The organism is Archangium sp. (assembly GCF_036389735.1).
GTDB lineage: Bacteria > Myxococcota > Myxococcia > Myxococcales > Myxococcaceae > Archangium.
In genome coordinates, this window is the sequence record NZ_DASVWK010000848.1 from 1 (window position 1) to 11169 (window position 11169).

Genomic DNA, 11169 nt, shown 5'->3' on the forward strand with positions numbered 1-11169 from the left:
GACAGCAGCTCCTCCACGTACGGCATCAGCGCCTCGACCACCTGGCGCCGGGTGGGGGCGGGGCGGTCCTCGCCGAACAGCAGGGCGTCCGCCTGGGCCAGCATGTAGGGGTTCTGGTACGCCTCGCGGCCAATCATCACGCCGTCGGCCCACTCCAGGTGCGCACGGGCCTCCTCGAGGGACTTCACGCCCCCGTTGAGCACGAGCGTCAGGTGCGGGAAGTCCGTCTTCAACTGCCGCACCACCTCGTAGCGCAGCGGAGGAATCTCGCGGTTCTCCTTGGGGCTGAGCCCCTGGAGGAAGGCCTTGCGCGCGTGCACGATGAAGGTGTCGCAGCCCGCGCCGCTCACCGTCCGGATGAACTGGGTCAGCAGCTCGTACGAGTCCAGGTCGTCGATGCCGATCCGGTGCTTGACCGTGACGGGCAGGCGGGTGGCCCCACGCATCGCCTCGACACAGCGGGCCACGAGCTCGGGCTTCGCCATCAGGCACGCGCCGAACATGCCGTTCTGCACCCGGTCCGAGGGGCAGCCGACGTTCAGGTTCACCTCGTGGTAGCCCCACTGCTCCGCGATGCGGGCGCACTCGGCGAGCTTCTCCGGCTCACTGCCCCCGAGCTGGAGCGCGAGCGGGTGCTCCTCCTTCGAGAAGTCGAGGTGCCTCGGCCGGTCACCATGCAGGATGGCGCCGATGGTGACCATCTCCGTGTAGAGCCGCGTGCGCTTGGAGATGAGGCGCAGGAAGTAGCGGTCATGGCGATCCGTCCAATCCATCATCGGAGCGACGGACAGACGGTGGGATGGCATGGCGGGCGAGGGAGCGGGGGACAGGTAGGCGGACATCCGTCCTGATTGTACACAGGTGGAAGACCGGAGCCTTCCCCAAGAATGCGGGCGGGAGCCGGAGCCTGGATGCCCGGCCCCCGGGGAGGCCGGCCCCCGAGGGGCTCACGGCGCGGTGAAGAGGCAGCGGGTGATGGGGACGATGATGTCCGCGAGCACGTAGAGGTAGTACGTCTTGCCGCTCGTCAGCGTGGCCGGCTCGCCCGACGCCGGGAAGCGCTGTGACAGGCCAGGCGGAACGACGCCATAGCGCACCGTCCCGCTCTCGATGGGCGTCCCCGTCGAGGGCACGTCGATGCGCCAGAGCGTGCCCTCGGGCAGGTCGAGGTTCGGCGGCACCGTCGGCGACGTGGTGCCCTGCTCCAGCACGTACACATAGCGGGCCTTGCCGCCTCGCCAGCGGACGATGCCGTCCGCGCCGACGCCCACTCCGTCCTCGCAAGCCGTCGGCTGGTAGAGGCGCTGCGAGTCCAGCGGACCCGCGCCGTAGACCTGGTCGGCGAAGTCCTCGCGCTTGTAGCCCCGGTGCGCCAGCTCGGCCTCGAAGAAGCGGGCGATGCGCACCGCATCCGTCGTGACGAAGATGGAATCGTTCGGGCGCTCGGGTGACGCGCGCGAGAAGCCGTTGTTGTGCTCGGGTCGGTACGCCCCGAAGCCCAGGGTGTTGATCCACCCGGCGCCCATCGCCAGCCCCCTCGGATAGAAGGAGTTGATGAAGTTGCCGGGCGACTCCACGAACCAATTGGACGGTCCCTTGGGCGCGCGCGTCGAGTGGCAGCAGATGCAGGCCGTCGCTTCGATTTGAGACCGCACCCACGTGAGCTCGGTGACGTACGCCGGGTCGTTCAGGCGAGCATCCTCTCGCGTCGCGTTCTCCGCGGGAGGGACCGGGTAGTACGGGCGCTGCGTGCGCACGCGGTCGCAGCTCGCGTAGTCCATGAAGCTGCGGCCGGGCTCGGTGGCACCGGAGATCATCTCCCACGTGCAGACCTGCCCGCCGGGCGACATTCCAGGCAGCTCGCCGGGTTTGGGATCCATGCACGTGAGCACCGGTTGCTGGAACGTCGGCAGCCCCGTGCCGCCCGTGTCCACCACCTTCCCACCGCAGATGGGTGCCGGGTCGAACACGCCGCCGCCGAACACCTCACAGCCGCGCTGCATCGAGCCACACTTCTCCGCGTCTCCGCCCAGCAGCGAGATACGCGTCCACTGATTGCCCTCGCCCAGGAAGCAGTAGCCCAGGCGCTCCTGCTCGCCGCAGGCCGAGCCCAGCACCACCGTCGAGCCCTGGTCCTTGCAATCCTCCGTGGCGGCCTTGTCGGTCCACTCGCCCACGTAGTCGCGGCACTCCCGCAGGTCGCTGAACTGGTTCGTATAGACGCAGTGGCCCACCACCTTCTCCGGCACGGTGGGGACCTCCTGGTTTCGCTGACACCCCACGGCCACGGACAGCAGGACCGACACCGACAACAGCCGCGCCACGGTCATCCTCATGGGCGCGAGTCTTATTCGCCCAGGGGCGCCGTGGCAAGGCTTTGTTCAGGGTTTGTACAAAGTTTGTTCTGGGCGGTTACTGCCGTGTCCCGTGTTCGTCCAGCTTCGGCAGTCCGAGTGCCCGTGCGGCCTCGTCCATCCGGCGTTGCCTCAACTCTTCGGGTTCGCTCTCTTCTCCCCGCTGCTCGTTCACGCCCACGTCCTCGGCGAGGCCGCTTCCCCGCCAGCTCTCCAGGGGGCCGCTGCTCCCCACGTCCATCCCGAGGGAGGGCGTCACGGCGCCGGAGCGGAGCAGGGGAGCGCTCCACTTCGTCGCGGCGTAGAGGTCCACGAGCGCCACCCCGATGGCTCCGAGGGTGAGGGCGCCTTGCCAGACCTTGTTCGCGCGCGGAAGCCGGAAGGTCACCGCCAGGAGCGCGAGGTCGAGGGCATCACCCACGATGCGCGCCCAGACCCACTCCCTCCGATGTGGCTGGAGGAGCAGTCCCAATCCATTGGCGACATCCCGTAGCCCGAGCGACCGCAGCAGCCCGGAGTGCCTCGGTGCACCGAGGACGCGACCGATGTGCTCCGGGAAGGTCAGTTCCGTCAGTCCGCATCCCATGCTCGCCCAGCCAAGAGCCCACGACAGACGCTCACGCTTCATCAAGGAAATCCTCCGCCGAGCAATCTGAGGACTGCCTGGGTGTTGGGACACGCCGCGTGGGGCCTGAGTCCTCGTTCCGCCGGAGCCCGAGCAGGAGAGCTTGTAGGACGGGGAGTATTAGGTTGGTTCGAGGAGGGTACCCCCATGCTCACGCTGACCCGGGACGATGTGCGGCTTGGCTGTCGCGCCTCGGATTGGCGCGCGGCCCTGTCTCAAGCCGCCGAGGCGCTGGTGCAGGCCGGTCGCGTATCCGCCGAGTACGGCGAGGGCCTGCTTGCCCGTGAGGCCCAATCCTCCACCTATCTCGGCCACGGCATCGCGATTCCGCACGGCACGCCGGAGAGCCGACGCCATGTGCGCTCCACCGGGGTGCGCGTGCTCCAGTTTCCCGAAGGCGTCCAATGGCATGACGGCGCCCGGGTGAACCTGTTGGTGACGATCGCCGCCCAGTCCGATGAGCACCTCGACATCCTGCGCCAGCTCACGCACGTGCTGGATCGCGAGGGCGTGGCCGCGACGCTGGCGGGCGCGACGAACGCCGACGAGGTCATCGCCACGTTGTCCCGCCGGACGGTGACGGCGAGACTCGACGCCGAGACGCTCTGTCTGGGCCTGCCGGTCCGAGACCGTCTGGAGCTGGCACTGGCCGCCGCGGCGCGTCTGCGCCATCTCGGTTGCGCGGACGCGAGCTTCGTCGCCGCCATCGCCGGACAGCCGCCGCTTCCCCTGGGGCAGGGGCTCTGGCTCGTGTACGGCGCCTCGGGCGTCATGGCCCCGGCACTGGCACTGGCGACACCGGACCGGCGCTTCCGCGATGACGCCGGAGACGTCGCCGGAGTCTTCTGCCTGGCGGCTCAAGGTGCCGCGCATCGTGCGCTGCTGGAGCGTCTCGACGGGATGCTCGCGCGCGGCGATGGCGACAGCCTCGCTGGACTGCCGGCCGAGCAGATCCTCTCGCGGTTGTCCGGCGAGTCCGCGCGAGCCGGGACGGCTCGCGTCCGCCTGCTCAACGCCCACGGGCTGCATGCGCGGCCGGCCAAGGAGCTGGTGGAGGTGGCGCGGCAGCAGCCCGTGCCCGTCCGCGTCCGCCTGCTCGAGGGCAGTGGCGAGACGGTCTCCGCGGCCAGTCTGACGAAGATCCTCGGGCTGGGGGCGCGTCGCGGCCAGACGCTGGTGTTCTCCGCCGAGGGCGACGGTGCCGCGCGGGCCCTCTCGGCGCTGGTCGACGCGGTGCGCGGGGGCCTGGGCGAGCCGGTGACGCCGCTCGAGGAGACGCGCGAGGAACGCCCCGTCCGCGTCGTCGTGAAGGAGCCGGTCGCCGCCCCGGTGGCCGACGAGCCCCTGACGGCCGTGCCGGCGGCGCCGGGGGTCGCGATCGCACCCGCCTACGTGCTGCAGCTGCCGCGATTCGAGTATGCCGAGCGGGCGGAGGACGCCGGACGGGAACGCGGGCGGTTCGAGCGTGCGCTCGAGGGGGCGCGGCGGCAGCTCGAGGCCCTGGTGCAGCGCACGGTGGGGGGCGAGGTCGCGAAGATCCTGGCGATCCACGCGGAGATGCTCAAGGACCCGGATCTCCGCGATGCGGCCTTCGAGGCCATTGGCGAAGGCGCGTCGGCCGAGGCTGGCTGGTGGCGCGCGATCGACACCGCGGCGCGCGCGCAGGAGTCCCTCGCCGACCGGTTGCTGGCCGAACGGGCCGCGGATCTGCGAGACGTCGGCCGGCGCGTGCTCGGGCTGCTGTGTGGCGTCGAGATGCCGACCCCGCCGGATCAGCCCTACATCCTGGTGGCCGAGGATGTCGGGCCGTCCGATGTCGCGCGGCTGGATACGGCCAAGGTGCGCGGCCTCGTCACCGTGCGCGGTGGAGCCACCTCTCACAGCGCCATTCTCGCGCGGGCGCTCGGTATCGCCGCCGTCGTGGGCGCGGGGGAGCGCGTGATGGCGTTGACCTCCGGCGTCGAGCTGATCGTCGACGGGGAGCTCGGACGTGTCATCCCCGCGCCCAGCCTGTCGCGCCGTCAGCGCACCGAGCGTCGTATCGAGGAGCAGGAGGTGCGGCAGCGGGTGGCCTACGCTCAGCGTCACGAGGAGGCGCGCACGCGAGATGGCCACCGCGTGGAGGTCGGAGCGAACCTGGGCAACACCGCGCATGCCGCCGATGCCGTCGAGCGTGGGGCCGATGGCATTGGCCTGCTGCGTACCGAGTTCGTGTTCATGGAGCATCCGAAGGAGCCGGATCTGGCGACGCAGATCGCCGAGTACAGCGAGGCGTTCGATGCGCTGGCGGGCCGTCCGCTCGTCGCGCGCACGCTCGATGTGGGCGGTGACAAGCCGCTGGCGTACTGGCCGATGGCGCAGGAGGAGAACCCGTTCCTCGGCCTGCGCGGCATCCGCCTGACGCTGACGCGGCCGGAGGTGATGGAGACGCAGCTGCGCGCCCTGCTGACCGCGGCGGGCACTCGTCCGCTGCGCATCATGTTTCCGATGGTCAAGGACATCGAGGAGTTCCGGGCGGGGAGGGCGATCTTCGACCGGGTACAGGCCGAGGTGAAGGCGACCGATGTCCAGCTCGGCGTGATGATGGAAGTGCCGTCCTGCGCGCTGCTCGCCCCCTCGCTCGCGAAGGAGGCCGACTTCTTTTCCATCGGTACCAACGACCTCACCCAGTACACGCTCGCGATCGACCGCGGCCACCCCCAGCTGTCCGCGCAGTCCGATGCGATTCATCCCGCCGTGCTGCGGCTCATCCGTCTGACGGTCGAAGCCGCTCATGCCGAAGGCCGCTGGGTGGGCGTCTGCGGTGAGCTCGGCTCGGATCCCCTGGCGGTTCCGGTGCTGGTCGGCCTGGGCGTCGATGAGCTGTCCGTCAGCAGCCGCCGCGTGCCGATGGTGAAGGCCCTCATCCGCGAGCTGACGCTGCCGCGAGCGCGGGAGCTGGCCGAGCTCGCCCTGAAGCAGCCCACCGCCGCCGCGGTGCGTGAAGCCCTGGAGGCGCTCTGAGATGGCGCGCATCCTGACGCTGACGCTGAATCCCGCCTTGGATCTCGCGATCCGCACCGGGCCCATCCGGCTGGGCGAGGTCAACCGGACGGAGAGCACCCGCCTCGACGCCGCCGGCAAGGGCATCAACGTGGCACGCGTCCTCGCGGGGCTGGGCCATGACGTCACCGTCTCGGGGCTGCTCGGTGCGGACAACGAGACGGCCTTCCTGCGGGTCTTCGCGGAATGCAAGCTGCGTGATGCCTTCATCCGCGTGCCGGGCGAGACGCGCATCAACGCGAAGCTCTCCGAGCCGGAGGGGCGCGTCACCGACCTGAACGGGCCGGGACCTCGGATTCCGGCGCACGCGATGGAGGCGTTGACCGAGCGCCTGGCGTCGCTGCTGCCCGGGCTCGAGGCGGTGGTCATCTCCGGCAGCCTGCCGCCGAACGTGACGCCGGAGAAGCTCGCCGAGTTCATCACCCTGGTCCGAGCACGCCAGGTACCGGTGTGGCTCGACACGAGCGGAGCGGCGTTGATGGCGGGGCTGGCCGCGCGGCCCTCCGGAGTCAAACCCAACGAGACGGAGCTGGCGGACTGGGCGGGCCGTCCGCTCGACACCCCGGAGGCACGTCTCCGCGCGGCGCTGCGGCTCAACGACGAGGGCGTTGACGATGTGATCCTCTCCGCCGGTGCCGAGGGCGTCATCTGGGCCCAGCGAGGTAGCGCCCTGGCGGCCGCATCGCCGCGGGTCTCCGTCGTCAGTACCGTCGGCGCGGGCGATACGTTGCTGGCGGGCATGCTGCACGGGGTCCTGTCCCAGTGGCCGCGGGAGCGGGGGCTCCGCTTCGCGACGGCGCTCGCCGCCGAGTCCGTGCGCCACATCGGCGTCGGAAATCCGGGGGCCGAGGACTTCGAGCTGCTCCAAAAACAAACCCTTGTCCGGAGCCTGTCCGTGGACTCGCTCACCGGGGAGACACGCGGATGAATGTGATTGTCATCACGGCCTGTCCCAGTGGTGTGGCCACGACCTTCCTGGCCTCTCGTGGCCTCGTCCGCGCCGCGACGCGACGTGGTTGGAACGTGGCGGTGGAGATGCACAGCCAGCTGGAGCCCGTCGTCCCGGTGGACGGCGCGACGCTCGCCGCCGCGGACCTGGTCATCGTCGCGGCGAGCGCGCCGGTGGACCTCTCGCGGTTCGTCGGCAAGAGCGTCTATCAGGCGCCGATCTCCCAAGCGCTGCCGGATCCGGACGCGTTCCTCACCCGTGCCGAGCGTGAGGCCAGCACCCTGGGCGCGGTCGCGAGCACTGGAGGGGCCAGCGCCACCACGTCCGCCCGTGGCGCGCCGAAGCTCGTGGCCGTCACCGCCTGCCCGACCGGGGTTGCCCATACGTTCATGGCGGCCGAGGCGCTGACCCAGGCCGGGCGAGGGCTCGGCTATCCGCTCCGCGTCGAGACGCAGGGCTCGGTGGGCGCGCAGGACGCGCTGACGGCGGAGGAGATCCGGGATGCCGACGTCGTGATCCTCGCCACCGACATCGAGGTGGACACGTCGCGGTTCGCCGGCAAGCGCGTGTGGCGGACGTCGACGGGCACCGCGCTGAAGAAGTCCACCCAGACGATTCGCGATGCGCTGGAACAGGCGAAGGTCATGGGCGGAGAGCCGGGCCGTCCCGCGGCGCAGGGCGCCAGCGCCGAGCGGGGTGAGAAGCGCGGCCTCTACAAACATCTGCTGACGGGCGTGTCGTTCATGCTCCCGATGGTGGTCGCGGGCGGATTGCTGATCGCGCTGTCGTTCGTGTTCGGCATCGAGGCCTTCAAGCAGAAGGGCACCCTGGCGGCGGCGCTGATGGAGATCGGCAGCGGTGCGGCCTTCAAGCTGATGGTGCCGCTGCTCGCCGGCTACATCGCGTACTCGATCGCCGATCGGCCCGGAATCGCCCCTGGGATGATCGGCGGCTATCTGGCGAGCACCCTCGGGGCCGGATTCCTCGGCGGTATCGTCGCCGGCTTCATCGCGGGCTACGTGGCGCTGGGCTTGAGCCGCCACGTCAAGCTCCCGGCCAGCGTGGAATCGTTGAAGCCCATCCTGATCATCCCGCTGGTGGGGAGTCTGATCACCGGACTGGTGATGATCTACGTCGTCGGTACGCCGGTGGCCGCGATCATGTCGGCGATGACGACGTTCCTGACGAACATGAACTCCGGCAACGCCATCCTTTTGGGCACGCTGCTCGGCGCGATGATGTGCTTCGACCTGGGCGGACCCATCAACAAGGCGGCGTACACCTTCGGCGTCGGCCTGCTCGCGACGGGGGCCGGAGGCTACGGTCCCATGGCCGCGATCATGGCGGCCGGAATGGTGCCGCCCCTCGGCATGGGCATCGCGAGCCTCATCGCCAGCGCCAAGTTCTCGAAGCCGGAGCGCGAAGCGGGCAAGGCGTCACTGGTGTTGGGCCTGTGCTTCATCTCCGAAGGGGCCATTCCCTTCATGGCCAAGGACCCCCTGCGTGTGATTCCGATCTGCATGATCGGCGGAGCGCTGACGGGCTCGCTGTCGATGTTCTTCGGCGTGCGGTTGATGGCCCCCCACGGAGGCCTGTTCGTCCTGCTCATCCCCAACGCGGTCAATCACGTGCTGCTGTACCTGCTGGCGATCGCCGCCGGCTCGCTGACCGTGGGGGTCGGGTACGCACTGCTCAAGACGGGCAAGGCCGAGCTGCCAGGCGAGACGGCGCGGTCTCGGAGCAATCAGGCGGTCGAGCTCAACGAGCCACCGAACGGCGCGGTGCGCGTCCCGTGAGGACATCCGCCAGGGCCTCGTGGATGGGCAGTCCCGGGTTGCGCGTCAGCCACGTGAACTCGCCCGCCGGGTTGATCTCCAGGAAGACATGGCGCCCCTCGGGGGTGACGATGAAGTCGAGCGCTCCATAGTTGAGCCCGAGTGCGTCCATCAGCTTCAGCGTCCGCACCCGCACCGGCTCGGGGAACTCGTAGGCGCGCCACGCGTCGATCAGTGCCAGCCCCTCGCGCCGCCAGTCGTACCGTGAGCCCGGCAGGGCCTGCGAGTCGATGGCCGCCGCCATCACCCGCTCGCCCACCACCGTGACCCGCAGCTCGAGCGCCTTGGGGACGAGTTCCTGGAACGTCATGGGGCACAGGTCCAGCCCCTCGAGGTCCTCCAACTCCGACGTGCCGAGCGGCGTGGTGAACACCACATGCTCCCGCTTCTGCTCGTCGTGCACGGCGAACGCCGTCATCATCTTCGTCACCACGCCCTGGGGACAGCTCGCGGCGAAGGCGCGCACGGCCTCCGGGTCGTTGGTCATCAGCGTGCGGGGGACTTCCAGGCCCAGGCTGCGCGCCAGCTTGAGCTGCAGCGGCTTGTTCTCCGCCCACCGCACCCGGTCCAGTCGGTCCACGGTGAAGACCCCGAGCGAGGCCAGCAGGCCGTACACCACCCGGTGGCTCTCCTCCACCGAGGGGCGGCGCAGCTGGGGCTCCAGGTCCTGGGGGATGCCGCCGCCCGTCTCGTTGCGGCGGTACCACACCGAGGTGATCTCGGAGAGCGCGAGCACGCCCGCCGGGCCGACGAGTCGCCCGTCCCCCGCCTCATCCAGCACGAGCTGGAGCTGGGTGGGAAACAGGTCCGTGTCGAACCGGTAGACGCGCTCGCCGCGCTCCTCGAGGGCCCGGGTCACGAGGACAGGGGCCGTGTTGTCCTTGGAGCGGGTGACGATCAGGATGGTCATGGGCTCTCCGCGAGCGCCTCGGCCAGCGCCTCGGCGATGGGCAGGCCGAGCTCCTTTTCGAGCATGCCCCACTCGCCGCCGGGATTGACCTCGAGGAACATGTGCCGTCCTTCCGGGGTAACGATGAGATCCACGGCGCCGTAGACCAGTCCCAGGGCCGCCACCAGTCGCACCAGGCGTGTGGAGACTCCCGAGGGCAGGGCACCTGCCTGCCAGGAGCACTCGTCCGGCCTGGCCCGCCGCCAGTCGACTTGGCCCGCCGCCGAGCGCGAGGCGTCGATGGCGCCCACGAAACAGTGGTTCCCCACCACCACCACGCGCAGCTCGTGGGACTTGGGAATCCGCTCCTGGAAGACCATCGGGCTGTAGCGCAGCCCCTCCAGGTCCTCGAGGTCCTCGGCGCGCAGCTCGCTCGTGTAGAGGAAGGGCCGCGAGCCGTCCATGGATTGGCTCAAGGGCGTCAGCATCTTCGTCACGGCTCCGCCCTCCACCTGCTGGAAGAAGGCACGTACCCGCGCCGCGTCATTGGTGATCAATGTGCGCGGCACCTCCAGCCCCAACTCACGGGCCAGCCGGAGCTGGCGCGGCTTGTTGTGGGCGAGGTGATCCGCCGCGGGTGGATTGACGAAGCGGCAGCCCGAGGACTCCAGCGTGTCGAGGAATCCCTCGAGCGTCGCCAGGGACTCACGCGCGCAGGACGTCCGGTAGGCGGGCTCCAGCTCCTCATCGAAGCGGGGAGGCATCAGGCGGCGGAGCCACACCGCCTGAACCTCCCGCTCCCGCAGCTCGCCCGCGGGAGTGTTCAGCCAGCCCTCATCCCCCGGGGCCGTTGCCAGCCCCCACTTCCCGGGGAAGTCATCCGTGTCGAGCCGCACCGGGAGCAGGCCCCGGCGCGTCACTTCCTCCGCCACGCGGTCGATCGTGTAGTAATCGCCGCTGTGGGTGAGCAGCAGGACCACGCGGCGAGTCGAGGGCATGGAGGAGGGCGCCAACCAGGAAGCGGTGGTTCAGGGCTCGGGAGGCTTCGAGACCTCGTCGGTGTCGGAGGGGGCCTTGTTGGTGGCGTCGTACTGCGACGCCAGACCGCCCGAGACCTTGTCCAGCTCCTGCGTCTCCAGAAGACGCGCGAAGAACGGCTTCTTTCCCTGCTGCTTCTGGCCCTTCTCGTTCTTCTCCATGGTGCGGCCTCCTCGGTCTCGTCCTCGCCAGGGGGTGGCGAGCAGACGAACGGATTTTCTCATTAGTCGAGATAATCACTCCGAGTCAATTCCCCGTTTCCTCCGCGAGGCCCGATGATTCCGCTCTCCTCCGTCCACCACATCGCCATCATCTGTTCTGACTATGCGGTGTCGAAACGGTTCTACACGGACGTGCTGGGCCTGACCGTGGTGCGGGAGGTGTACCGGGCCGAGCGCAAGTCCTTCAAACTGGACCTCGCACTGAACGGTCAATAT

General features: G+C 69.7%; 10 protein-coding genes. 4 read left to right on the plus strand and 6 right to left on the minus strand.

Annotated features, from left to right (window positions below):
- The 3 genes from dusA to VF794_RS30395 all read right to left on the minus strand — a co-directional run.
- Positions 1 to 842: tRNA dihydrouridine(20/20a) synthase DusA (gene dusA, locus VF794_RS30385; RefSeq protein ID WP_331116460.1), on the minus strand; the 842-nt coding region annotated here is incomplete at its 3' end.
- Between the two features lie 105 nt (positions 843 to 947).
- The gene (locus VF794_RS30390; RefSeq protein ID WP_331116462.1) at positions 948 to 2336 is read right to left on the minus strand and encodes a hypothetical protein; all 1389 of its coding nucleotides are present in this window, start codon (positions 2334 to 2336) and stop codon (positions 948 to 950) included.
- A gap of 76 nt (positions 2337 to 2412) precedes the next feature.
- Entirely contained in the window at positions 2413 to 2982 is a 570-nt protein-coding gene (locus tag VF794_RS30395) for a hypothetical protein (RefSeq protein WP_331116464.1), read from the minus strand.
- Positions 2983 to 3126: 144 nt separating this feature from the next.
- Between VF794_RS30395 and ptsP the strand changes: the two genes are divergently transcribed.
- From ptsP to VF794_RS30410, 3 genes are read left to right on the plus strand one after another with little or no spacing between them, the layout of a single operon-like run.
- Positions 3127 to 5982 carry a phosphoenolpyruvate--protein phosphotransferase gene (gene ptsP / locus VF794_RS30400; RefSeq protein ID WP_331116466.1) on the plus strand — a complete coding sequence of 952 codons (2856 nt, stop codon included), beginning with the start codon at positions 3127 to 3129 and terminating at the stop codon, positions 5980 to 5982.
- A 1-nt stretch (position 5983) separates the two neighbouring features.
- Positions 5984 to 6949, plus strand: coding sequence for a 1-phosphofructokinase (pfkB, locus tag VF794_RS30405; protein WP_331116468.1), 966 nt, complete (start codon positions 5984 to 5986; stop codon positions 6947 to 6949).
- On the plus strand, positions 6946 to 8766 hold the full coding sequence (locus VF794_RS30410) for a PTS fructose-like transporter subunit IIB (protein WP_331116470.1): 1821 nt from the start codon (positions 6946 to 6948) through the stop codon (positions 8764 to 8766). The genes pfkB and VF794_RS30410 overlap by 4 nt, the downstream gene beginning before the upstream one ends.
- Here the strand turns inward: VF794_RS30410 and VF794_RS30415 are convergent.
- From VF794_RS30415 to VF794_RS30425, 3 genes are read right to left on the minus strand one after another with little or no spacing between them, the layout of a single operon-like run.
- Entirely contained in the window at positions 8729 to 9715 is a 987-nt protein-coding gene (locus VF794_RS30415; protein ID WP_331116472.1) for an MvdC/MvdD family ATP grasp protein, read from the minus strand. The two genes, VF794_RS30410 and VF794_RS30415, sit on opposite strands and share 38 nt — an antisense overlap.
- Positions 9712 to 10692, minus strand: coding sequence for an MvdC/MvdD family ATP grasp protein (locus VF794_RS30420; RefSeq protein WP_331116476.1), 981 nt, complete (start codon positions 10690 to 10692; stop codon positions 9712 to 9714). The genes VF794_RS30415 and VF794_RS30420 overlap by 4 nt, the downstream gene beginning before the upstream one ends.
- Positions 10693 to 10722: 30 nt before the next feature.
- The gene (locus VF794_RS30425) at positions 10723 to 10893 is read right to left on the minus strand and encodes a microviridin/marinostatin family tricyclic proteinase inhibitor (protein ID WP_331116478.1); all 171 of its coding nucleotides are present in this window, start codon (positions 10891 to 10893) and stop codon (positions 10723 to 10725) included.
- 114 nt (positions 10894 to 11007) lie between these two features.
- On the opposite strand from VF794_RS30425, the gene VF794_RS30430 reads away from it, so the two are divergent.
- Positions 11008 to 11169 (plus strand): VOC family protein (locus tag VF794_RS30430; RefSeq protein ID WP_331116480.1); only part of this gene is annotated, 162 nt, incomplete at its 3' end.

Coding starts and splice junctions, on each gene's coding strand:
- VF794_RS30390 (WP_331116462.1), bottom strand. CDS start 2,336: ATGAGGATGACCGTGGCGCGGCTGTTGTCGGTGTCGGTCCTGCTGTCC.
- VF794_RS30395 (WP_331116464.1), bottom strand. CDS start 2,982: ATGAAGCGTGAGCGTCTGTCGTGGGCTCTTGGCTGGGCGAGCATGGGA.
- ptsP (WP_331116466.1), top strand. CDS start 3,127: ATGCTCACGCTGACCCGGGACGATGTGCGGCTTGGCTGTCGCGCCTCG.
- pfkB (WP_331116468.1), top strand. CDS start 5,984: ATGGCGCGCATCCTGACGCTGACGCTGAATCCCGCCTTGGATCTCGCG.
- VF794_RS30410 (WP_331116470.1), top strand. CDS start 6,946: ATGAATGTGATTGTCATCACGGCCTGTCCCAGTGGTGTGGCCACGACC.
- VF794_RS30415 (WP_331116472.1), bottom strand. CDS start 9,715: ATGACCATCCTGATCGTCACCCGCTCCAAGGACAACACGGCCCCTGTC.
- VF794_RS30420 (WP_331116476.1), bottom strand. CDS start 10,692: ATGCCCTCGACTCGCCGCGTGGTCCTGCTGCTCACCCACAGCGGCGAT.
- VF794_RS30425 (WP_331116478.1), bottom strand. CDS start 10,893: ATGGAGAAGAACGAGAAGGGCCAGAAGCAGCAGGGAAAGAAGCCGTTC.